The organism is Nocardia sp. XZ_19_369 (assembly GCF_015355715.1).
Taxonomy (GTDB): domain Bacteria; phylum Actinomycetota; class Actinomycetes; order Mycobacteriales; family Mycobacteriaceae; genus Nocardia.
Map to the genome: position 1 here is coordinate 231,624 of NZ_JACVED010000006.1, position 21,468 is coordinate 253,091.

The following is a 21,468-nucleotide window of genomic DNA, read 5'->3' on the forward strand; positions in this document are numbered from 1 at the left end:
CCAGTCTTGCAATCGATTTCAGCGCAACAATGGCCCGAGCGCGTCGAGCACCCGGCTGGCGAGCAGCGCCTTCGACCCGTGGTCGAGCGACTGTTCGGTACCGTCCGCACCGAGCAGCCAGCCGTTGTTGGTGTCGACCTCGAACGCCTTGCCCTCGCCGACCGCGTTGACCACCAGCAGGTCACAGCCCTTGCGGGCCAGTTTGGCGCGCGCGTAGGTGAGCACATCGCCGTGCTCGTCACCGGTCTCGGCGGCGAATCCGACGATCGCGGTGCCGGGCAGATGCCCTTCCCGGCGCGCCTGCACCAGACCGGCGAGAATGTCGTCGGTCTTGGTCAGCGCGATGACGTCCGGCTCGCCGGCGCCCTTCTTGATCTTGGCCGCGGCCACATCGGTGGGCCGGAAGTCGGCCACCGCCGCCGCCATGATCACCGCGTCCGCGCCGACGGCGTGCTTGTCGACCGCGGTCTTGAGCTGTTCGGCGGTGGTGATGTGCACCAGGTCGACCGCCGCGGGCGCGGCCATCTCGATGGTGTTGCCCGCGATCAGCGTGACGTGCGCACCGCGCTGGGCCGCGACCCTGGCCAGGGCATAGCCCTGCTTGCCCGAGCTGCGGTTGCCGAGAAAACGCACCGGATCCAGCGGTTCCCTGGTGCCGCCCGCGGTGATGACCACCCGGCGGCCTTCCAGGTCGCGCGGGATGGCGTCGGCGCGTTCGAGCAGCAGCGTGGTGAGCCCGAAGATCTCCTCCGGCTCGGGCAGCCTGCCCGGTCCGGTATCGGTGCCGGTGAGCCTGCCCGCTGCGGGTTCCATGACGATCGCGCCGTGCGCGCGCAGTGTCGCGACATTGGCCACGGTCGCCGGATGCTGCCACATCTCGGTGTGCATCGCGGGCGCGAACACGATCGGACATCGGGCCGTCAGCAGCGTGGCGGTGAGCAGGTCGTCGGCGCGACCGGCGGCCGCGCGCGCCATCAGGTCGGCGGTCGCCGGGGCGATGACCACGAGGTCCGCCTCCTGGCCCAGCCGAACGTGCGGCACCTCCGGCACATCGGTGAACACGTCGGTGTGCACCGGGTTACCGGAGAGCGCTTCGAAGGTTGCCTTGCCGACGAACTGCAGCGCCGACTCGGTGGGGATCACCCTGACCTTGTGCCCGGTCTCGGTGAACCGCCGGACAAGCGCGCAGGCCTTGTACGCGGCGATCCCTCCGCCGACGCCGACGACGATCCGTGTGGTCACTACGACGCCTCCGGCCTAGTTGAATTCACTGCGAGCAGTCCGGCTACTCGCCTTCGACGTGCTCGAGCAGGTCGGAGTGGATCTCGCGCATCGCGACCGAGAGGGGCTTCTCCTGCAGGCCGGGCTCGACCAGCGGGCCGACGTATTCGAGGATGCCGTCGCCGAGCTGGTTGTAGTAGTCGTTGATCTGACGCGCCCGCTTGGCTGCGTAGATGACCAGGGCGTACTTGGACGACGTGCGCTCCAGCAGCTCATCGATCGGGGGGTTGGTCAGGCCGATCGGAGTGTCGTATGCGGGAACGGTCTTGCTGTCCGTACTGCTCACTAGGGGGGCTCCTGCGCGTTGGAAGGGTTACGAACTCGAATTTGTGCTAACGAACAACGATACCAACTGCTCACAGGCGGTGGTCACCTCGTCGTTCACGATGACGATGTCGAACTCGTCACAGGCCGCCAATTCGGTCCTGGCGGTTTCCAGCCTGCGCGCGATCACCTCGGGTGATTCGGTGCCGCGCGACGTGAGCCGGGATACCAATTCCTCCCAGCTGGGCGGGGCGAGGAAGGCGAGCGTGGCTTCGGGAATTGCCTTGCGTACCGCGCGTGCGCCTTCGAGGTCGACCTCGACCAGTACGGGCAGACCCTCCGCGAGGGCGGCCCGTACCGGCGCGGCCGGGGTGCCCGAACGTTGCAAACCACCGTGTATATCCGCCCACTCGAGTAGTTCGCCCGCCGTGATCATGGCGTCGAACTCTTCCCTGGACACGAATCGATAGTCGAGACCGTCGACCTCCCCGGGCCTAGGGGCCCGAGTCGTTGCCGACACACTGAAGATCAGGTGCGGCAGTCGCTCGCGGACACAACGGACCACGGTCGACTTTCCGACGGCCGAGGGGCCGACCAGTACAACCAGCCGACCCTTCCGCGTTTGTTCGACCACCCTCGTTATCAGGCGTCGAAGTCGAACCGGGCGAGCAGCGCCTTGCGCTGCCGATCGCCGAGTCCGCGCAGACGCCGGGTGGGGGCGATCTCCAGTTCGCTCATGATTTCCGCTGCCTTGACCTTGCCCACCTTCGGCAAGGCCTCCAGCAGCGCCGACACCTTCATCTTGCCGAGAATCTCATCGGATTCGGCATCGGTGAGGACCTGCTTCAGGTTGGTGCCGCCTCGCTTCAGGCGCTCCTTGAGCTCCGCCCGAGCGCGGCGAGCGGCAGCCGCCTTCTCCAAAGCAGCGGCGCGCTGCTCGTCAGTCAGCTGGGGAAGGGCCACGGTTCCTCCGTCTCATCGTTCATTGCATCAACTCCTGCCGGTAACCCGGCAGTCTCAGCGACCGTACCCACGACCTCCGCCGATTGCGAACCCACCCCCCAGGTCAGCGCATGATTCCGGATGCCGTAGACGCGAGAGCAGCACGTTCCGCACCGTTCCTCTGTCGCTGCGCAGATCGTACCGCCGAAATCACGAAATGCCTCGTCAGCAGGGGGTTTTCATGATTGACACAGGTTAGCGGAAGGGTTGCTATGACGTGACACGTGTCGCCAGCAAACCTGCGCCCAGCCGACCAGGAACTTTCTCGGAAATGCCCGCGTGTCGCGTTGTCCGTCAGCGTGTCGTGGGCCACAGACAGGTCGAATGACCGATTCGGCAGCACCGCAGCGCCGATCGATTGTCGATCCGCCCGGCCGAGTTGTCGAGAGGCAGGTCAGGAGATCGCCCCGCTGGGCTGATCCAGGCCCGTCAGCTCACCCCGGGCACCAACGGGCCCGGAAACGGGCGTAGCGGGGCACACAGGCCCCGCTACGGGCCGTATGCACACGTGCACATGAGCCCCGGAAAAGCAGCGAGACCGGCGCGGATGCGCCGGTCTCGTTGGTCATTTCCGCAGGAACGCGAACGCGTCCTGCAGTTCGTTCAATCTGGCGCGTAAGGCCGGAACCGACGGCCCGTCGCGCAACACCTCCCGCGAGACGGCAGGCACCGCGGCCGCCAGCATCCCCTCCGAGACCAGGTCACGGATGGTTTCCGGGCCACCGCCCTGGGCTCCGACACCGGGCATCAGGATCGGCCCGTTGAGCGCGGACAGGTCCGGCGCCTCGGTCAACGTCGCGCCGATCACCACGCCGACGGACCCGAATTCCGCGCCCTTGTTCCGCGCGGCGGCCTCGTCGACCATCGTCTGGGCGATGGTGCGGCCGTCCCCCGCGACGACCCGCTGTACCTGCGCCCCTTCGGGATTCGAGGTGGCGGCGAGCACGAAGACCCCGCGGCCGTTGGCCTCGGCCAGGTCCAAAGCCGGTGCCAGCGAGCCGAATCCGAGGTACGGCGAGACCGTCACCGCGTCCGACCCGAGCGGGCCGTCGGCGAGCCAGGCCTGCGCGTAGGCGTCCATGGTGGAGCCGATGTCGCCGCGCTTGGCGTCGGCGAGCACCAGTGTGCCTGAGCCGCGCAGCACCTCGATCGTGCGCTCCAGCACCGCGATTCCGGCCGAGCCGTAGGTCTCGAAGAACGCGACCTGCGGCTTCACCAGCGCGACACAGCCGTCGAAGGCTTCGACGCAGATCTCCGCGAACTTCTCCAGTCCGTCCGCGTCGGCGCCGAGGCCCCAGGACTCCAGCAGGGCGGGGTGCGGATCGATGCCGACGCACACGGGGCCGAATTGCCCCATGGCGTGCTGCAATCGGTCACCGAAGGTCTGCACCGCATCCACTCCGTCCGTCGACCTCGGCTCAGCCACGCAGCACCGAATGCAGTTCCTGCAGCGAACGCACCCCGATCCCGCCGTTGATGCTCGCCTCGATGCCCTGCACCGCGGCGGCCGCGCCCTGCACCGTGGTGATGCACGGGATGTTCACCCCGACCGCGGCGCTGCGGATTTCGTAGCCGTCCACGCGCGGACCGGAGTTGCCGTACGGAGTGTTGAACACCATGTCGATCTCGCCGTCCCTGATCATCTCGACGATGGTCGGCTGCGGCGCGTCGGTGTCGGCGCCCACGGTCTCCGGGTCCGAGTGCTTGCGCACCCGCTCACACGGAATACCGTTGCGGCGCAACATCTCCGCCGTTCCCTCGGTGGCCAGGATGCGGAACCCGAGGTCGTTGAGGCGCTTGACCGGGAAGACCATGGCGCGCTTGTCCCGGTTGGCGATCGAGACGAACACGGTGCCCTCGGTGGGCAGCGAACCGTAGGCCGCGGTCTGGCTCTTGGCGAAGGCGGTGCCGAAGTCGGCGTCGATGCCCATCACCTCGCCGGTGGACTTCATCTCCGGGGAGAGCAGCGAATCCACGCCGGTGCCATCGGCCTTGCGGAACCGGTGGAACGGCAGCACGGCCTCCTTCACCGCCACCGGTGCGTCGAGCGGGACGTGCCCGCCGTCGCCCTCGCTGGGCAGCATGCCTTCCTTGCGCAGCTCGGCGATGGTGGCGCCCAGCGCGATCCGCGCGGCCGCCTTCGCCAGCGGCACCGCGGTGGCCTTGGACACGAACGGAACCGTGCGGCTGGCCCGGGGATTCGCCTCGAGCACGTAGAGCACGTCGTCCTTGAGCGCGTACTGCACGTTCAGCAGGCCCTTGACGCCGATGCCCTTGGCCAGCGCGACCGTCGAGCGGCGGACCGCCTCGATGTCGCTGCGGCCCAGGGTGATCGGGGGCAGTGCGCAGGCGGAGTCACCGGAGTGGATGCCCGCCTCTTCGATGTGTTCCATCACACCGCCGAGGTAGACCTCTTCGCCGTCGCACAGTGCGTCGACGTCGATCTCGATGGCGTCCTCCAGGAACCGGTCGACCAGCACCGGATGCTCGGGGCTGAGCTCGGTGGCCCGAGAGATGTAGCCCTCCAAGGAGTTCTCGTCGTAGACGATCTCCATGCCGCGTCCGCCGAGCACGTAGGACGGGCGAACCAGCACCGGGTAGCCGATGCTCGCGGCGATCTTCTTTGCCTGCGCGAAGGTGGTCGCGGTGCCGTACTTCGGTGCGGGCAGTCCGGCCGCGACCAGCACGTCGCCGAACTCGCCGCGGTCCTCGGCCAGGTCGATGGCGGCGGCGCTGGTGCCGACCACCGGGACGCCCGCGTCGGTGAGCCGCTGCGCGAGGCCGAGCGGGGTCTGCCCGCCCAGCTGCACGATCACGCCCGTGACGTGCCCGGACTCGGTTTCCGCGTGGTACACCTCGAGCACGTCCTCGAAGGTGAGCGGCTCGAAGTAGAGCCGATCGGCGGTGTCGTAGTCGGTGGACACGGTCTCCGGGTTGCAGTTGACCATGACGGTCTCGTACCCGGCCTGCGACAGCGTCTGCGCCGCATGCACGCACGAGTAGTCGAACTCGATGCCCTGGCCGATCCGGTTCGGACCGGAGCCGAGGATGATCACCTTGTCGCGCTCACGCTGCGGCGCTACCTCGGATTCCGCGGCGGGATCGAGCTCGTAGGTCGAGTAGTGGTACGGCGTCTTGGCCTCGAACTCGGCGGCGCAGGTATCGACCGTCTTGAACACCGGACGGACCCCGAGCCGGTGCCGCAGCGACCGAACGCCGGTCTCCCCCGCCAACTCCGGGCGCAGCGCGGCGATCTGACCGTCGGACAGGCCGTAGTGCTTGGACCGGCGCAGCAAGGTCTCGTCGAGCACCGGCGCGTCCATGATCTCCTGGCGCAGCTCGACCAGGCCGGCCACCTCGGCGACGAACCACGGGTCGACACCCGAAGCGGCAGCGACGTCTTCGATGCTCGCGCCGAGTCGCAGCGCCCGCTCGACCTGGTAGATGCGACCCTCGATCGGGGTACGCAGGTCTTCCAGAATCGCTTCGACGTCAGTCCATTTGCCGTCTGCCTGAGTCCAGAAGCCCGCGGCCTTGGTCTCCAGTGAGCGCAGCACCTTGCCGAGCGCCTCGGCGAAGTTGCGGCCCAACGACATTGCCTCGCCGACCGACTTCATGGTGGTGGTCAGCGTCGGGTCGGCACCGGGGAACTTCTCGAACGCGAACCGCGGCGCCTTGACGACCACGTAGTCCAGGGTCGGCTCGAAGCAGGCCGGGGTCTCCTTGGTGATGTCGTTGACGATCTCGTCGAGGGTGTAGCCGATGGCCAGCTTGGCGGCGATCTTGGCGATCGGGAATCCCGTTGCCTTGGAAGCCAATGCGGACGAGCGCGAGACGCGCGGGTTCATCTCGATGACGATCAGGCGACCGTCGGCCGGGTCCACCGCGAACTGGATGTTGCAGCCGCCGGTGTCCACGCCGACCTCGCGCAGGATCGCGATGCCGAGGTCACGCATCTTCTGGTATTCGCGGTCGGTGAGCGTCATGGCCGGGGCCACGGTCATCGAGTCGCCGGTGTGCACGCCCATCGGGTCGACGTTCTCGATGGAGCAGACCACCACGACGTTGTCGCGGCTGTCGCGCATCAGCTCGAGCTCGAATTCCTTCCAGCCCAGGATGGATTCCTCGATGAGCACGTTCGCGGTCGGCGAAGCGGCCAGGCCGCCGCCGGCGATGCGGTCGAGATCCTCGTCGTTGTAAGCCATTCCGGAGCCGAGCCCACCCATGGTGAACGAAGGCCGCACCACGACAGGGAATCCCAGCTCGGCGACCGTCTCGCGCACCTCGTCCATCGTGTAACAGACACGGGAGCGGGCACTTTCGCCGCCGACCTTAGCGACGATGTCCTTGAACTTCTGCCGGTCCTCACCGCGCTGGATGGCGTCGAAGTCGGCGCCGATCATCTCGACGTTGTACTTCTCCAGCACGCCGTTCTCGTGCAGCGCGACCGCGGTGTTCAGCGCGGTCTGGCCGCCGAGGGTGGCCAGAATGGCGTCGGGGCGCTCCTTGGCGATGACCTTCTCGACGAACTCCGGCGTGATCGGCTCCACGTAGGTGGCGTCGGCGAACTCGGGGTCGGTCATGATGGTCGCCGGGTTGGAGTTCACCAGTGAAACCCGCAGGCCCTCGGCCCGCAGGACCCGGCACGCCTGGGTGCCGGAGTAGTCGAACTCGCAGGCCTGGCCGATGACGATCGGCCCGGAGCCGATCACCAGGATGTGCTTCAGATCGGTGCGGCGTGGCATCAGGCCCCTTCCATGAGACCGGCGAAGCGGTCGAAGAGATAAGCAGCGTCGTGGGGTCCGGCGGCGGCCTCCGGGTGGTACTGCACCGAGAACGCGCGGCCGTCGATCAGGCGCACGCCCTCGACGGTGCCGTCGTTGGCGCAGACGTGGCTGACCTCGGCGCGGCCGAACGGGGTGTCGAACTGTTCGCCCTGCTCGCCTTCCAGGGCGAAGCCGTGGTTCTGCGCCGTGATCGCGATGCGACCGGTCCCGTGCTCGATCACCGGGATGTTGATGCCGCGGTGGCCGAACTTCATCTTGTAGGTGTCGCGGCCGAGCGCGCGGCCGAGGATCTGGTTGCCGAAGCAGATGCCGAACAGCGGCACGCCCCGCTCCAGCACGCTCCTGGTCAGCGCGACCGCGCCGTCCTGGGTGGCCGGGTCGCCGGGGCCGTTGGAGAGGAAGACCCCGTTCGGCTTCAGGTCAAGGATCTGCTCGATCGAGGCGTTCGACGGCACCACGTGCACCCGCATGCCGCGCTCGGCGAACATCCGCGGGGTGTTGGTCTTGATGCCGAGATCGACTGCGACAACGGTGAATCGGGGATCGCCGGTCGGCTCGATGGTGTACACCGAGTCGGTGCTCACCTCCTCGGCCAGGTCGGCGCCGAGCATGGACGGCTGGCCGGTGACCCGGCCGAGCAGCTCGTCGGTGTCGGCGAGGGCGGCGCCGGAGAAGATGCCCGCCTTCATCGAGCCGCGGGTGCGCAGGTGCCGCACCAGGGCGCGGGTGTCGATGCCCGCGATGCCGACGATGTCCTGGCGTTGCATCGCCTCGGGCAGCGTGCTGGTGGCGCGCCAGTTGGAGGCGCGGCGGGCGGGGTCGCGGACCACGTAACCGGCGACCCAGATCTTGCCGGACTCGTCGTCCTCGTCGTTCCAGCCGGTGTTGCCGATCTGCGGTGCCGCGGCGACCACGATCTGGCGGTGGTAGCTGGGGTCGGTGAGGGTCTCCTGGTACCCGGTCATCGCGGTGCAGAACACCGCCTCACCGAGCGTCTCGCCCACGGCGCCGTAGGCCGCGCCGCGGAATACCCGGCCGTCCTCCAGCACCAGAGCAGCGTCTTGTTGCGTCGTCGCCCATCCCGTCGCCCGACCTCCACCCCCCATGGAATCGCTGCGCGATACTGCGGTCATTCGTCGTCTCCCGTCGTCGTGCTGGTCTGGTCCGCCTGCAGGCCACGCGTCCAAGCCGGGTACACCGACTTGTCGTCGCCGCGGAAACCGGTATCTATCTCGGTTCCGGTGGGCAGCTTCCAGCGAACTACCAGCACACCATCTTCTGTCATCACTTTGCCCGCATGCCCGCGCTCGGTGCGCACCGCGGTGATGGATTCCTGCGGGATCCAGATCACCGTCGCGCCGTCACGCTCGAGCAGAATTCCTCGTTCGAACCGGGTGAGTTCCGCCGTGGCCCGGAAACCCAAGTCGCCCACCGCGATCCGGTCCTGCCAGCTGGGCGCCATGGTGCTGCCGAGATACAGTCCGGTGGTCGGCTCGAGCAGCTGGGCGCCGAGATCGGCGGGCACGGCGGGCAGTTCGCCGATGCTGCTCACCTGGCGCGCGGCCCGGTTCTGCCAGCCCCGATACATCAGCCAGATGCACAGGGCGAACAGCGCGGCAAGCCCGATTACCCACAGTGTTCTCTCCACTTACGGACCTCCTCGGTTACCCACCGCCTTGCCCTCGCGGGCGGTCACCCGCCCCCTGAGCAACGTCGTTGTCACTCGGGCCGGGAACGTCATGTCCTCGAACGGGGTGTTGTTCGAGATGCTGGCGAGCTCCTTGGCGCGCACCGTCCAGCTGGCCTCGGGGTCGACCAGCGTCAGGTTCGCCGGCTCACCGACCTCGATCGGCCTGCCGTGCTCGTCGAGCCCGACGATCGCGGCGGGCTGCTCGCTCATCACCCTGGCGACACCGCGCCAGTCCAGCAGACCGGGCTGCACCATTGTCTGCACGATGATCGACAGGGCGGTCTCCAGGCCGAGCATGCCGGGGCGGGCCGCGGCGAACTCGCAGCACTTGTCCTGCTCGGCGTGGGGGGCGTGGTCGGTGGCGACGCAGTCGATGATGCCGTCGGCCAGCGCCTGACGCAGCGCGGCGGCGTCGGAGGCCTCGCGCAGCGGCGGGTTGACCTTGTTGACCGCGTCGTAGGTCTCCAGGCGCGAGTCGTCGAGCAGCAGGTGGTGCGGAGTGACCTCGGCGGTGATCGAGATGCCTTGCGCCTTCGCCCATTTCACCAGCTCGACGGTGCCCGCGGTGGAGGCGTGGCAGATGTGCACGCGCGCACCGGCATCGCGGGCCAGCAGCGCGTCGCGCGCCACGATCGACTCCTCGGCGGCGCGCGGCCAACCGGCCAGGCCGAGCCGGGCCGCGGTGGGGCCCTCGTGCGCGATCGCGCCGACGGTGAGCCGCGGCTCCTCCGCGTGCTGGGCGATCAGCACGCCGAGAGTGTTCGCGTACTCCAGCGCGCGACGCATCAGCAGCGGGTCGTAGACGCAGTGGCCGTCGTCGGAGAACATCCGCACCGCGCCGACACCGGCTGCCATCGTGCCCATCTCGGCGAGCTGCTTGCCCTCGAGACCGACGGTGACCGCACCCACCGGGTACACGTCGACCAGGCCGACCTCTTGCCCGCGCCGCCACACGTGATCGGTGACGACCACCGAGTCGGCCACCGGGTTGGTGTTGGCCATCGCGAACACCGCCGTGTAACCGCCCAACGCGGCTGCGGCGGAACCGGATTCGATGGTTTCGGTGTCCTCGCGGCCGGGCTCGCGCAGATGCGTGTGCAGATCGACGAAGCCGGGCAGCAGGATCTGTCCGGCGGCGTCGATGACTTCCACGTCGTCGCCTGCGGCGGGATCGGCGCCGATCTCCCGGATCACACCGTCGGCGACCAGCACGTCGACCGGCTCGCCCTCGCCATAAACCAAGGCGCCCTTGATCAACAGCTCGGTCATGCCACCGCCTCCTGCGTACCGACCAGCAGCCGGAACAGGACGGCCATGCGCATGTGTACTCCGTTCGTCACCTGTTGCAAGATCGCGGCCTGCGCCGAATCGGCCACCGGCGAGGCGATTTCCATGCCGCGCAGCATCGGGCCGGGATGCAGGACCGTCGCGTGCTCGTCCAGCAGCGCGAGCCTGCGTTCGGACAGTCCGTAATTGATCGAGTATTCGCGGGCCGACGGGAAGAAGCCGCCGTTCATCCGCTCGGCCTGCACACGCAGCATGAGAACCGCGTCGGCGCCGGGCAATTCGGCGTCCAGCGAGTGCGCGATCCTGGCGGGCCAGGCGTCCACGCCGACCGGCAGCAGGGTCCGCGGCGCGACCAGCACCACCTCCGCACCGAGGGTCGCCAGCAGGAAGACGTTCGAGCGGGCCACCCGGCTGTGCAGGATGTCACCGACGATGACGACCCGCTTGCCCTCGATATCGCCGAGCCGCTGACGCAGGGTCAGCGCGTCGAGCAGCGCCTGGGTGGGGTGTTCGTGCGTGCCGTCGCCCGCGTTGATGATGGCCGGGCCGGAGGTGCGGCCGGACTGCACCGCCCAGGCGTCCATCCAGCGCGCGATCTGGTGTGCCGCACCGGAAGCCGGATGCCGCACGATCAGCGCGTCGGCACCCGCGGCGTGCAGGGTGAGTGCGGTGTCGCGCAAGGATTCGCCCTTGGAGACCGAGGAGCTGCTGGCGCTGACGTTGATCACGTCGGCGCTCATCCACTTGCCCGCGACCTCGAACGACACCCTGGTGCGGGTGGAGTTCTCGTAGAACACCGTCATCACGGTGCGTCCGCGCAGGGTCGGCAGCTTGTGCACCTCGCGGCCGAGCAGCGCCTGCTCGAAACGTTCGGCCTCGTCCAAGTACTCCGTCGCGGTGGCGCGATCCAAATCGCCGACAGTCAAAAGGTGCCTCACGCGTCCGCCTCCTGGCGCAGATAAACGCCGTCGCGGCCGTCGTGTTCGGTGAGCAGGACCGAGATGTCTTCGGAGCGCGAGGTGGGCACGTTCTTGCCCACGTAGTCGGCGCGGATCGGGAGTTCGCGGTGGCCGCGGTCGATGAGCACCGCGAGTTGCACGGCGCGCGGGCGGCCGAGGTCGCGCAGCCCGTCCAGGGCGGAGCGCACGGTGCGGCCGGAGAAGAGGACGTCGTCGATCAGCACGACCAGCGCGTCTTCGATGCCGCCCTCCGGGACCGAGGTGCGCTCCAGCGGCCGGTGCGGCCGGGTGCGCAGATCGTCGCGGTAGAGGGTGATGTCGAGCGAGCCGAGGGCCGGGCGGACGCCGGAGAACTCCTCGATCTTGTCGGTGAGCCGCGCGGCCAGCGAGGTGCCCCGGGTGGGGATGCCGATCAGCACGACGCGCGGCGCGCCTTGCTCACCCGCGTCCAGCGCGGTCTTCTCGATGATCTGATGCGCGATACGCGCGATGGTCCGGCTCACATCGGAAGCCGACAACAGCTCCCGCCCCGCCTCCACCCCCTCGGGGGTGTGTCGCTGCGATGACTCGGCAGCGCCGGACTTGGCGGCCCGTTCGGGCACGGCCATGCCGACCTCCTTCCCCGCCTCACCGGACGGTCCGTTAAAGGATGTCTTACGGCAAGCAGCGTAACAGCGGTCCAAACCCGACTTTCACCAGGTGTAGCACGGTGTGAGCGGGGCCACGGCCGGGCTGTGAGCGGGGCCACGCTGGATCATGAGCGCACCGCGATGATCGAGTCGGCTGCCCGTCCCACCGGTTGCTCGGGACTCATCTGCACGATGCACGGTCATCGCCGGAAACCTGATGGCGGCACCACCTTTGACAATCCGCGTCGAGCGGAACCGTCGGCTGGGCGGTCGTTGCAGTGCGCCCAGCGAGCTTTCCATCCGGAACCGACATCAGCGACGAATGTATCGCGGAGCCGCTGCGCAATGTCGGCAGCGCTGCATCGATCAGACGTCTGCCGATCGCGCGGAGCCGATATTCCGAAGAGTTCGATCACAACTCGGATTGCTTTACGAAGTGCTGAGCACAGTTGATCCTGGCGATGCCGCGTTATATGCCGCCCCGACCGCCGAGTACGCCGCCGAGGCCGTCGGCTTCACCGATGGTGTCCCCGGTTACGACGCCGACGCCGACTCCGCCGCGATCGCCGCGTGGGCGGCAGCTGACAGAACGCGCGGTACTGCCGATGTGTGCGTGTCCTCGAGGCAGCCGGAACCCACCCTCGCCACCGCCCGGCCGATCAGGCGACAGCAAGAGTGTTCGATGCCGAAATACTTAAGGGGCGACACGGAATTGGTCGCGTAGGTGTGGGTGTTCGAGGTGGATGTAGCTTTCCTGACTGGCGACAGTGGGGGAGCAACGATAGACGCCGTCGTTGAAGACCTTGGAGTAGTAGACGTCGACGTGGCCGTCGTAATCGGCAAGGAAACAGCGCATTGATTCGGGATCGGCGGGTAGTTCGTCGAGTATCTGATCGAAGACGCTTCGGTGATAGGCGATCGCGTGCGTAGTAACCAGGCCAGGTGCGTGGCGTAGGAACGCAGCGTTCGGCGCTGGGTTGTCGATGCCGAGTGGGTTTTCTTGATCGGAGTAGAAGCCACCCAGGTAGAACAGTTTCCACGGCACCCGCATCAGTTCGCGCACGCTGTGGCGCAGGACCCAGATAGTGCCGTTCAGGAAGACAGCGTCGTCCTCGAACACCAGGATGCTCTCCAGACTTTGCACCCGCGCCATTTCTATGGCCCGCCGGTGGGACAAGGCGCAGCCGAGTTGATAGCGCTCCGGTGTGAGGGTCGCGGGCAGACGTTGGACTTTTTCGGCGATCCCTAGGGAGACGAAGCGCGCGCTGATGCGAGTCCATCGTTGGGGTTGATGATCGGAGTTGATGCAGACGATGGCGCCGAATGCGTCGAAGGGATCGTTTCGTTCGGCCAACCAGGTGGCGAGGTGTTGATCGACCCACAAGCCCCCTCGCCCTTCGGTGTAGTGCTCGAGGATCGGTTCGACGGCAGCGCCGATGTCTTCCCAGCACAGCAGGTATGTGAAGAACTGCTGTGCCGACCAGGCAGACTCCGGGCCGTCGTCCAACGCGTTGCGCCACCGCAAGAAGGGCAGCGAGAGGCTGCGTCCGCCCCGGCTACGGAACTTCTTGTGTAGGTAGCCGGGTGGGCCTGAGCTCATGCCGAGCCGCGGATGGATGCCAGGCCAGCAGTCCCTGTGGCAGGCGAAGACTCCCAGATCGTGCATTCCGATCTCGGAGACCTCCCCTGATGGGTGCGGATCCCCGCTGGCAACACCGAAGCGGCCGCGGTGCCAGACCGGCTCGAGATGGGTGAGGTCTGGTTCCGGGCTCCTGTTCAGGGGGCCTTGCAGTAAGTCCCGGTGTTGCGGGTGTGCCGCCGCGAACGCTGCCAGGTCGGTGAGTGCCGAATCTTGCAGGACCGTTCCCGGGCTCAGGCACAAGACCCAATCGGCCCGCGCCTCAGCGAAAATCGAGTTCAAGGCGGCGGTCCCGGGCCGCCATGTCAGCCACCGCAGTACCCAGCGAGAGCTGGTCTGCGAACGCGCCGCATCGAGCAAGACCTGATCTTGCGCTGCGCGGGCGACGATCACGATCTCGATCTGGTCTAGCCCGTCCAACGCACCCAGCGTGACCAAGGTCTGCTGGAGTTGATCGTCCTCGGCCACGATGCCGACGGTGAGTTGCGGGCGGTCGATCCCGGACTCCGCTACCACGGTGCAGGCGCTGCTCTCCCGCACGAGAGCGGTCATCTGATCCACCCCCGCAACGCGAAACGAGCGCCCGCTGGATCGTCGGCGGCGCCGTGCACGGGCTGCAGTTCGACGGGCCGAGTTACCGGTCGCAGCTCGGACCAGAACGAGGAGGGGAAGAACATGATCGTGTCGTGCTCGACCGGGCAGTCGCGGTACCCGGCGTCGATGATCGGCTGCCCATTACCGATCCCGACGTCGTAGAGGCGCAGCTGACCGCCACTGAAGCGGCGAGGCCTGGCATGCAGCCAATAGATGAAGCTCACACAGGCCGAGTCTGTGGCGCCAGCGGGATCCACGGACACCTCTGCGCTGGGCCGCCCGCGGTCGTCGCCCGTAACCAGCGCGAAGGAAAGGCGGGGGCTGGCTGGCGGTTGCACACCCAGGAGGTCACAGACCACGCCGGCGCGCCTGCCGACAGCGTCCGCCAGACCGTCGATGCCGCCAGGCTCCCGGCCGTTGTCCGCACCGAGCCCCTCGATGAGCTGCTGCAGCAGCTGGTCGGCTGCGGCGACGCCGAGCAGGTCATGGAAGCGACAGAGCGGAGCGGCCAACACCGGACCTGCCTGCCCCGACCGCAGTTCCGCTACCGCGCCTACTACTGTCCCGGCGGCCTGCGATCCGGGTGCGGACGGCTCCACTCATTCTCCTTCCCGCCTGCTGATGCCGATGGCCTCGAGACTCAGTTCTGATAGCGGCGCTGCGGGTACCCCGGGGCAATGAAGGAGAACCCGTAATTGACTTCGCCGCTGACTTCTTTCGTGTCTCCCGGGGCGACGGTAATCGCGGTGCCTGAGCAGTCCGTGGATTCATACACTTTCAACGGTTTATCCGTTTCGTTATGAATCTTGGCCTTCCCGTCGCTGCCGACGTCGCCACGGGTACACGGGCCGGACTCCAGCGCATAGGTCATCGTTTCCCTGCCGTCGTCGATCTTGATTTTTCCGTCGGCGGCGGTTGCCGATGCCGGAAGCAGCGCTCCGAGCCCGGAAGCGAGGGTGACCGCCCCAGCCAAAGCTGCGATTCGCTTGTTCAGGTCAGTTCGATTCACGTTTGTTCCTTTCATGGAACGCTCGACGCCCGGCGACTGTCCGCGCAGGGCTGCGGTCACAAGTGCTGTCTTTGCCGAATCAGTATTCGTAGCCGAGGATCTTCTGGATGGAAGCACGGATCGTGCGGCAAGTCCCGGAGCCGCGGTTTATCGATGGTCAAGCCATACCGGTCGGCCTCACATGCCCAGGTTTGTCCGACCGCAGGTGCGGGATATCGCGATGGTCGTCGCTGGCGTGAGCGTAGAGATCGGCGAGTCGGGCGGTGGTGTGCTGGTTGGAGAACCGCGTCAGTGATGCCTGTGCTCGGCGACCGATCGCGGTCAGTGCGGCGCGATCGGTGCTGAGCAGTGTGAGGGTCTCCGTGAGAGCAGCGGCATCGCCGGGCGGAACGAGAAAACCGGTACGACCGTGGTCGATGATTTCGGCACAGCCGCTACCGGTGGTGGAGATGACGGGTTTGGCGTGTGTCATCGCCTCGACCACGGTGTAGGGCAGGTTGTCGTGGTGGGACGGCAGGACGACCAGGTCGGCGGCGGCGATAGTGCGCTGTAGCTGCTCGCCGCGCTGCTCGGGCAGCAACCGGCATCGGGGTGGATCAGCGTGGCGGCCCAGTATCTGCCGTATTCGTGTTTCGGCCAGGTTCTTCCATGGTGCTTCCTGGCTGACGAAGCTCACCGTAGCGTCGGCGCCCTGATCGAACCAGTCCCGCAGTGCCTGAGCGAGTGTGAAGACACCTTTGTGTTCGGTCAGGTGACCGAAGTACAGCACGCGCAGCGGCATGCGCGGGTTGCTCTCCGCATTCGGGGAGGCACCGATGTCCGGCAGACGCGGGATCGGATTGGGGATCACCGGAGGTTGGCGCGGCAAGTCCCACAGGCGGGTGGCGATTTCGGCCAGCCACATACTCGGGCTGGTCACCAAGGCCGAACGCCGAATCTGCTCGCCCTCCAGCGCGAGCACGTCGCGGTCGGTCACGCTCGGCGCACCCCCTCTGCGTTCCAGGAGGTATGTGTAGGGCGTGTGCAGTCGGGTGGCTACCGGGACCGAACGGCCGAGCAGGGCGGCAAACCCCAAATAGTCTGCCGCTTCGACACAGTCGATGGGGTGTCCCTGCTGTATCCAGGAGCCCACCGCGTCGCGGAACGCCTCGGCGTAGCCCCGCGGAGTGGGTGCGGCGACGGGGACCGTGAGGACGCGAACCCGGTCGATCGAGGCGGGTGTGGTGCCACCACCGGGCGCGAACACGGTTACGTCGTGGCCCAGGCTCGCGGCTTGGTCGGCGAAGATATGACAATAGGTGGCGATCCCGCCGGGACTGCCCTCGTACCACCATTCGGGTGTCAGCAACGCGAGATGCACGGCCATCCTCGGATCAGCGTGTCTGATGGCCAAGCCACAGCGACCGGCCCAGAACCGTATTCGTCGCCACGCCCGCTGCGGATGGGGTGCTGCTCTCCCGCCGCGGGATCGCGAACGAGTGGGGTCGGCCTCCTTCAACCGGTAGGCCGAGCGCAGCACCAGCGCCTCGCGAAATGCTGGCTTTGGCTAGGGAGCGCCGCTCCGTTGGTGACATGCCCGACGATCATCCGTCAGCTGGTCGATATTGAGCCCGGTGAAGCTGGACGGCTCTCAGGTCCGAGTAACAGGATGAACGGCGAGCCGACTCAGCTGGCCCGCCCCCTTGGAGCGGAGGCCTAATGGTCTGCGGTGACCTCACCCGGGTCCGGACGTGTCGAAACAGCGGATCGGCAGTTCGGTCGCGAACACCGCACCTCCGAAACACGGGCCGTCGTCCGAAGCGGCTGTGAGCGGGGCACGCTAGATCATGCGCGGACGGCGATGATCAAGCCGACGCCGGGGTTGTCCACCGGACGGTCGAGCGGGGCGACGAGTTCGGACCGGCTGCGGAAGGTGGTGTGCCAGCCGCGGTCCGCGAGCCAGACTGCGGCGTCGGGACCCAAGCCCGCGAGCCGGTCTTCGCCCTCGTGCCCGGCGCGGACGAGCCGGCGGAGTTCGCTGTATTGGGCGGGGTTTTCGTCGACCGCGAATCGGACGACGTCGAAACGGCTTGCCGGAGCGGAGAGTTCGGTCAGTGTTTCGGCGAGCCACAGGGCATCCGCGCGGGACAGGTATCCGAGTACCCCTTCGTCGACCCAGTGCGTCGGGACGTCGGGCTGAAAACCACGTCCGATTAGCGCTAGCACATATGTTCGATCAGAGGTAGATTCGCTGGCATGTCGACACCGCTGCAGGGATCACTGCTCGACGGGTTCGGTGATACCGAATTCGGGTCGCTTCGCGCCGCGCGGCGCACGGTGCTGGACCACGGCGCCTGGGTGGATGTGCTGCCCGGGTGGTTGTCGGGCGCCGACGCGCTGTTCGACCGGCTGGTCGACGATGTGCCGTGGAAGGCCGAACGGCGGCCGATGTACGACCGCGTGGTGGATGTGCCGCGGTTGCTCAAGTTCTACGAGGAGCACGAGCCGCTCCCCGATCCGGCACTGGCCGACGCGCGACGGGCGTTGAGCGAGCACTATCGGCGTGAACTCGGCGAGCCGTTCCGCACGGCCGGGCTGTGCTATTACCGCGACGGACAGGACAGCGTCGCCTGGCACGGCGACAACTTCGGCCGCGGCGCGACCCAGGACACCATGGTCGCGATCGTGTCGATCGGTGCGCCGCGCGCACTGCTGCTGCGCCCGCGCGGGGGCGGCGAGAGCATTCGATACCAGGTGGGGCACGGCGATCTGCTGGTGATGGGCGGCTCCTGCCAGCGCACCTGGGAGCACGCCGTGCCGAAAACACGGAAGCCGACCGGGCCGCGGATCAGCATCCAGTTCCGCACCCGCGGCGTGCGCTGAAACGGGTGCACGCGGCAAGCCTTGACATGAACCATTGTTGAGGTTGGAGGCTGATCCCCATGAGCACGGACACCTTTCAGCCGCCCCTGGTCAGCGACACGACCGTCGACCACACCGCCGATATCGCGGCCATCGAGCAGATCATCGGCAATGCCGAGACCGCGTACAACACCAACGACGCCGAATTGATGACCGCCGACTTCACCGCGAACGCCACAGTCGTCAATGCGGTGGGCGCACTGCTGACCGGACGCGACACACTGCTCGAAGCGAATCGTCGTGGGCTGGCCGGTTTCCTGAAGGACCAGTACGTCCGCTACGAAGTCACCGACATCACCTTCCTGCGCCCCGACGTGGCAGTCGCCCACAAGGTGGCGCGGGCGACCACGGCCGACGGCGGGCTGATCGATATCGACCACGCGATGATCGCGCTCTACGTCCTGGTCAAGGAGGACGGGCGCTGGTGGACCGCGGCCAGGCAGAACACCCTGATTCCCCAGGGCGAATGACCACCTCCCCCCAACGGCGCAGCGCCGCAACAGCACCGAGGGGTGCGGCGCTGCGCCGGTACGTCTGGACGGACCGCGCACCTCCTAGAGACGCCCCGAGGGGGTGCCGATCCCGACAACCGGTGCGACCGTCAGCCCAGCGCCGCGCCAGTAGGTCTGAACAGATCGCGGGACCGCACCCGCTCGCCTGATCAGCACTCTTTCTCGGGAGCCGCACCTCGTAGGGATGCCCCGATCGGGTGCCGATTCCGACAACAGGTGCGGCGGTTGGGCCAGCGCCTCACGCAAGTCCCGCCGGGTGGGACTGTGCGGCAGCCCCTAGTTCGGTGCGGGTTCGGGGAGGCGCGGGAGGCGGTTACGACGCAGGGCTGCGGCGTGGGACCAGATGGCGCATTCGTCATCCTCGGTGATCGGTCCGTGGTGGTCGGGCCCGAGGACGTCAACGCGGGCGCGACGGGCGGTGGTCACGCGGCTGCGGTAGTCCCGAAAGATCTGCACTTCACCGTTGCACTCCGGGTAATCCAGATAGTGATAGTCCATGCCGAAGTAGTCATAGGTGCCCAGCGTGGCGAGAGATTGCGCCAGCTCACGCAATTGGTCGGCCGCGCCGAAAAGGGTGACCAAGCCGCCGATCCGATCCACCCGCAGCCAACCGGTGGGCTGCGGCAGGTAGTGGTCGTATCGTTCGATGACGTCCTTGGCACGCCACGCCCGCACCTCTTCGACCGCCCCGTTCAATCCGAAGGTCTGCCAGCGCACGGTGCCTTCGGAACGTTCACGGAACGGCAACCGGCGCCGCAACGCCACCGCCGCCGCCCTGGTGAAGACGGTGAGCTCGGACGGCACGAACACGATCGGATCCGACGGCGCCCCGTCGAACGGATTCGAGTCCAGCTGCGCCGGATCGAGCACGACGAGGGTGCCCGGCCGCCGCTGATACGCCAGCCCCCACACCAACCGCGCCAGCACCCGCGCACCGCGCCAGTCGGTCAGCACATGCCAGGTGTCGTGAAAACGGTTGGTGGCGAAGCGGAAATCGCTGCCGGGGCGCAGGCTGACGACGGTGTACACCCGTCCGTCGAGCACCATCGTGCGCCGATGCAGCTTCAGCATCTCGTCGGTGGCCGAACGGTGTCGCGGCCGCCTGTCTTGCGCGGCCACGTGTACCTCCGGTTCCTGCCTCGCGTTCCATTCAGGACACCACGGCGCTACCGGCGGCGGCAACGGATTTTTACCGCGACGCCGAGCGCGGTGCGCCGTTAGATTGACAGCATGAGCAATCCTGGGGCGGGGGTCTTGGCCGTGATGCCGCTGCACACGATCAGCGAGGTCTACGGCGAGGCCGGGCTGCGCGAACGATTACTGCTGGAGATCGCGGACCTGCCGGACGCCGACCGGCTCACCGACGCGCTGGACCTGGCCACCGAACTCCACCGCGACGATCGCTACGGGCGCGAGCCGTATCTCAATCATCTACTGCGCGTGGCTATTCGGATCATCAGCCACTACCGGGTCCGCGACGGCGATCTGGTCGCCGCGGGCCTGCTGCACGATGCCGTCGAGGATCATCCGGTGGAACTGGCCGGCGACCGGCCGGGACCGGCCACCGCAGCGGCCCTCGCCGAACTCGCCGACCGCTTCGGCGAGCGGGTGGCCGAGCTGGTCGCGGCCGTCACCAATCCCGAGCCGGACCCGTCGATCGACCGGCACCTCCAATACCGCGAACATGTCGCCGCCAATCTCGAGCAGTCCCCGTGGGCCAGGATCATCAAGCTCTCCGACTTCACCGACAACGGGGTGGGCATCCTGTATGCGACCGAGCCCGCCATGCACAAGCTCGCTGCCAAATACCGTCCCCTCACCGCCATTTACCGTGACCTCGTCACCCGAGCGGACACACCCTTGGACGACGAGGTGAAGCAGCACATCCTCGGCCAACTCGACAGTGCGGACGAACGTTTCGAGGCCATCCTCGCTCCCGAGTGACATCGACGGCCTAGGCTCTGTGTCGAAGTCCGGCCGGATGCATCCGGGGGCTGGATGGGACTTCGACACAGGGCCTAGCCCTTTCGGATGACATCCGGGCCGCCGGGTCGGCAAGGTAGCGCGCCGATGGCATCGTGAGGCGCATGCGACTTCGAAGGACCGGCGGCCTCCTGCTGACAGCGGGAGTCTCGGTGTACCTGGCCGCGGTGGTGACGCTGATCGCGACGGGGCACACGATGATGCGTGTCTCGGCCACCTCCGACGAGACCGTGGCGCTCTGGACGGCCGGCCTGACGGTGGCCGGTGGGCTGGCGGTCGCCTGGCTGGTGCCGCCGAAGCGACGCGACGACGTCCTCTTGCCGACCGCCGATTCGCGTGCGATCGAACGTCAGGCGTGGTGGCTGCTCGCGCTCGGGCTCGGCTTCGCGGTCGCCTTCTACCTCTCCCCCGGCGACCATCTGTGGTTCACCGGTTTGAAACTGCTTCTACTGGTGGCCATTCCGCTGCTGTTCCGGTTGGTGGCGGGGCGCGAGTGGTATCGGGTCGATACGCAAGGCCGATGGCTGCGCCCGATGCCCACGGTCGTGACCTTCCTGGCCTTGTTCACCCTCTTCAAGGGGCCGTATACCGGTGCGCCACCTGATCTCATCGCGGTGCTCGGAGTGTTTCTCCTCAACGCGGTACTGGAGGAGATCTTCTACCGGGTCTGGTTGCAGACCAGGCTGGAAGCCACTGTCGGGCGCTGGCCGGCGATCGTGGTCTCCTCGTTGATATTCGCCGCCTGGCACGTAAAGATCCACGGCGGCAACGGTTTCGGCATCGACCTCGCCGCCACCTTCGTCCACGTCGGCGGTTACGGCCTCTTCCTCGGCTACCTGTGGTCGCGGTACCGGAATCCCTGGTTGCTGTTCCTGGTGCACGGCATCATCAATCTGCCTATCGCGATGATTGCCGCAATGTTCTAGCGCAC

22 protein-coding genes are annotated in these 21,468 nt (G+C 67.4%); 5 read left to right on the forward strand and 17 right to left on the reverse strand.

Features of this window, described 5'->3' with window-relative positions:
* Positions 1-18: 18 nt before the first annotated feature.
* From coaBC to pyrR, 11 genes are all read right to left on the reverse strand, one after another.
* Positions 19-1,242 (reverse strand): bifunctional phosphopantothenoylcysteine decarboxylase/phosphopantothenate--cysteine ligase CoaBC, encoded by a 1,224-nt coding sequence (gene coaBC / locus IBX18_RS23240; protein ID WP_194835670.1) that lies wholly within the window; start codon positions 1,240-1,242, stop codon positions 19-21.
* Between the two features lie 43 nt (positions 1,243-1,285).
* Positions 1,286-1,567, reverse strand: coding sequence for a DNA-directed RNA polymerase subunit omega (rpoZ, locus tag IBX18_RS23245; RefSeq protein ID WP_194835671.1), 282 nt, complete (start codon positions 1,565-1,567; stop codon positions 1,286-1,288).
* Positions 1,568-1,594: 27 nt separating this feature from the next.
* The gene (gene gmk, locus IBX18_RS23250) at positions 1,595-2,179 is read right to left on the reverse strand and encodes a guanylate kinase (protein WP_194835672.1); all 585 of its coding nucleotides are present in this window, start codon (positions 2,177-2,179) and stop codon (positions 1,595-1,597) included.
* Between the two features lie 8 nt (positions 2,180-2,187).
* A complete protein-coding gene (gene mihF / locus IBX18_RS23255) occupies positions 2,188-2,508 on the reverse strand; it encodes an integration host factor, actinobacterial type (RefSeq protein WP_014986450.1) in 321 nt (106 codons plus the stop codon).
* A 604-nt stretch (positions 2,509-3,112) separates the two neighbouring features.
* Complete coding sequence (pyrF, locus tag IBX18_RS23260; protein WP_194835983.1) at positions 3,113-3,937, reverse strand: orotidine-5'-phosphate decarboxylase; 825 nt, start codon at positions 3,935-3,937, stop codon at positions 3,113-3,115.
* A gap of 28 nt (positions 3,938-3,965) precedes the next feature.
* A complete protein-coding gene (carB, locus tag IBX18_RS23265) occupies positions 3,966-7,292 on the reverse strand; it encodes a carbamoyl-phosphate synthase large subunit (protein ID WP_194835673.1) in 3,327 nt (1,108 codons plus the stop codon).
* The gene (gene carA / locus IBX18_RS23270; protein ID WP_194835984.1) at positions 7,292-8,440 is read right to left on the reverse strand and encodes a glutamine-hydrolyzing carbamoyl-phosphate synthase small subunit; all 1,149 of its coding nucleotides are present in this window, start codon (positions 8,438-8,440) and stop codon (positions 7,292-7,294) included. Before carA ends, carB begins: the two co-directional genes overlap by 1 nt.
* Positions 8,441-8,463: 23 nt before the next feature.
* Complete coding sequence (locus IBX18_RS23275; protein WP_135232042.1) at positions 8,464-8,982, reverse strand: transporter; 519 nt, start codon at positions 8,980-8,982, stop codon at positions 8,464-8,466.
* The gene (locus tag IBX18_RS23280; RefSeq protein ID WP_194835674.1) at positions 8,983-10,293 is read right to left on the reverse strand and encodes a dihydroorotase; all 1,311 of its coding nucleotides are present in this window, start codon (positions 10,291-10,293) and stop codon (positions 8,983-8,985) included. It lies immediately after the preceding gene.
* On the reverse strand, positions 10,290-11,249 hold the full coding sequence (locus tag IBX18_RS23285) for an aspartate carbamoyltransferase catalytic subunit (protein ID WP_147139463.1): 960 nt from the start codon (positions 11,247-11,249) through the stop codon (positions 10,290-10,292). The genes IBX18_RS23280 and IBX18_RS23285 overlap by 4 nt, the downstream gene beginning before the upstream one ends.
* The gene (gene pyrR, locus IBX18_RS23290; protein WP_194835675.1) at positions 11,246-11,878 is read right to left on the reverse strand and encodes a bifunctional pyr operon transcriptional regulator/uracil phosphoribosyltransferase PyrR; all 633 of its coding nucleotides are present in this window, start codon (positions 11,876-11,878) and stop codon (positions 11,246-11,248) included. The genes IBX18_RS23285 and pyrR overlap by 4 nt, the downstream gene beginning before the upstream one ends.
* Positions 11,879-12,335: 457 nt before the next feature.
* On the opposite strand from pyrR, the gene IBX18_RS23295 reads away from it, so the two are divergent.
* Positions 12,336-12,623 (forward strand): hypothetical protein, encoded by a 288-nt coding sequence (locus tag IBX18_RS23295; RefSeq protein WP_194835676.1) that lies wholly within the window; start codon positions 12,336-12,338, stop codon positions 12,621-12,623.
* On the opposite strand, the gene IBX18_RS23300 is transcribed toward IBX18_RS23295, so the two are convergent.
* The 5 genes from IBX18_RS23300 to IBX18_RS23320 form a co-directional block, all read right to left on the reverse strand.
* Positions 12,594-14,090 (reverse strand): hypothetical protein, encoded by a 1,497-nt coding sequence (locus tag IBX18_RS23300; protein WP_194835677.1) that lies wholly within the window; start codon positions 14,088-14,090, stop codon positions 12,594-12,596. The two genes, IBX18_RS23295 and IBX18_RS23300, sit on opposite strands and share 30 nt — an antisense overlap.
* Complete coding sequence (locus tag IBX18_RS23305; RefSeq protein ID WP_194835678.1) at positions 14,087-14,731, reverse strand: 2OG-Fe(II) oxygenase; 645 nt, start codon at positions 14,729-14,731, stop codon at positions 14,087-14,089. The genes IBX18_RS23300 and IBX18_RS23305 overlap by 4 nt, the downstream gene beginning before the upstream one ends.
* A 41-nt stretch (positions 14,732-14,772) precedes the next feature.
* The gene (locus tag IBX18_RS23310; RefSeq protein WP_194835679.1) at positions 14,773-15,201 is read right to left on the reverse strand and encodes a hypothetical protein; all 429 of its coding nucleotides are present in this window, start codon (positions 15,199-15,201) and stop codon (positions 14,773-14,775) included.
* Positions 15,202-15,298: 97 nt separating this feature from the next.
* On the reverse strand, positions 15,299-16,507 hold the full coding sequence (locus IBX18_RS23315; protein ID WP_194835680.1) for a glycosyltransferase family 4 protein: 1,209 nt from the start codon (positions 16,505-16,507) through the stop codon (positions 15,299-15,301).
* A 458-nt stretch (positions 16,508-16,965) separates the two neighbouring features.
* A complete protein-coding gene (locus tag IBX18_RS23320; protein ID WP_194835681.1) occupies positions 16,966-17,346 on the reverse strand; it encodes a hypothetical protein in 381 nt (126 codons plus the stop codon).
* 30 nt (positions 17,347-17,376) lie between these two features.
* Between IBX18_RS23320 and IBX18_RS23325 the strand changes: the two genes are divergently transcribed.
* Both IBX18_RS23325 and IBX18_RS23330 read left to right on the forward strand, forming a co-directional pair.
* On the forward strand, positions 17,377-18,003 hold the full coding sequence (locus IBX18_RS23325) for an alpha-ketoglutarate-dependent dioxygenase AlkB (protein ID WP_194835682.1): 627 nt from the start codon (positions 17,377-17,379) through the stop codon (positions 18,001-18,003).
* 59 nt (positions 18,004-18,062) lie between these two features.
* Positions 18,063-18,512: an SgcJ/EcaC family oxidoreductase gene (locus IBX18_RS23330; RefSeq protein WP_194835683.1), complete on the forward strand. Its 450-nt coding sequence runs from the start codon at positions 18,063-18,065 to the stop codon at positions 18,510-18,512.
* A gap of 318 nt (positions 18,513-18,830) precedes the next feature.
* Here IBX18_RS23330 and IBX18_RS23335 read toward each other — a convergent pair whose 3' ends face one another.
* Positions 18,831-19,673 carry a hypothetical protein gene (locus IBX18_RS23335; protein ID WP_194835684.1) on the reverse strand — a complete coding sequence of 281 codons (843 nt, stop codon included), beginning with the start codon at positions 19,671-19,673 and terminating at the stop codon, positions 18,831-18,833.
* Positions 19,674-19,784: 111 nt separating this feature from the next.
* On the opposite strand from IBX18_RS23335, the gene IBX18_RS23340 reads away from it, so the two are divergent.
* Together IBX18_RS23340 and IBX18_RS23345 are read left to right on the forward strand one after the other, a co-directional pair.
* Entirely contained in the window at positions 19,785-20,498 is a 714-nt protein-coding gene (locus tag IBX18_RS23340) for an HD domain-containing protein (RefSeq protein WP_194835685.1), read from the forward strand.
* A 143-nt stretch (positions 20,499-20,641) separates the two neighbouring features.
* Positions 20,642-21,463, forward strand: coding sequence for a CPBP family intramembrane glutamic endopeptidase (locus IBX18_RS23345; protein WP_194835686.1), 822 nt, complete (start codon positions 20,642-20,644; stop codon positions 21,461-21,463).
* Positions 21,464-21,468 lie beyond the last annotated feature (5 nt).

Bases quoted from the DNA above. Each gene is read 5' to 3' on its own strand.
- carB (WP_194835673.1), bottom strand. From the start codon at position 7,292: ATGCCACGCCGCACCGATCTGAAGCACATCCTGGTGATCGGCTCCGGG.
- carA (WP_194835984.1), bottom strand. From the start codon at position 8,440: ATGGGGGGTGGAGGTCGGGCGACGGGATGGGCGACGACGCAACAAGAC.
- IBX18_RS23280 (WP_194835674.1), bottom strand. From the start codon at position 10,293: ATGACCGAGCTGTTGATCAAGGGCGCCTTGGTTTATGGCGAGGGCGAG.
- pyrR (WP_194835675.1), bottom strand. From the start codon at position 11,878: ATGGCCGTGCCCGAACGGGCCGCCAAGTCCGGCGCTGCCGAGTCATCG.
- IBX18_RS23300 (WP_194835677.1), bottom strand. From the start codon at position 14,090: ATGACCGCTCTCGTGCGGGAGAGCAGCGCCTGCACCGTGGTAGCGGAG.
- IBX18_RS23315 (WP_194835680.1), bottom strand. From the start codon at position 16,507: ATGGCCGTGCATCTCGCGTTGCTGACACCCGAATGGTGGTACGAGGGC.
- IBX18_RS23325 (WP_194835682.1), top strand. From the start codon at position 17,377: ATGTCGACACCGCTGCAGGGATCACTGCTCGACGGGTTCGGTGATACC.
- IBX18_RS23330 (WP_194835683.1), top strand. From the start codon at position 18,063: ATGAGCACGGACACCTTTCAGCCGCCCCTGGTCAGCGACACGACCGTC.
- IBX18_RS23340 (WP_194835685.1), top strand. From the start codon at position 19,785: ATGAGCAATCCTGGGGCGGGGGTCTTGGCCGTGATGCCGCTGCACACG.
- IBX18_RS23345 (WP_194835686.1), top strand. From the start codon at position 20,642: ATGCGACTTCGAAGGACCGGCGGCCTCCTGCTGACAGCGGGAGTCTCG.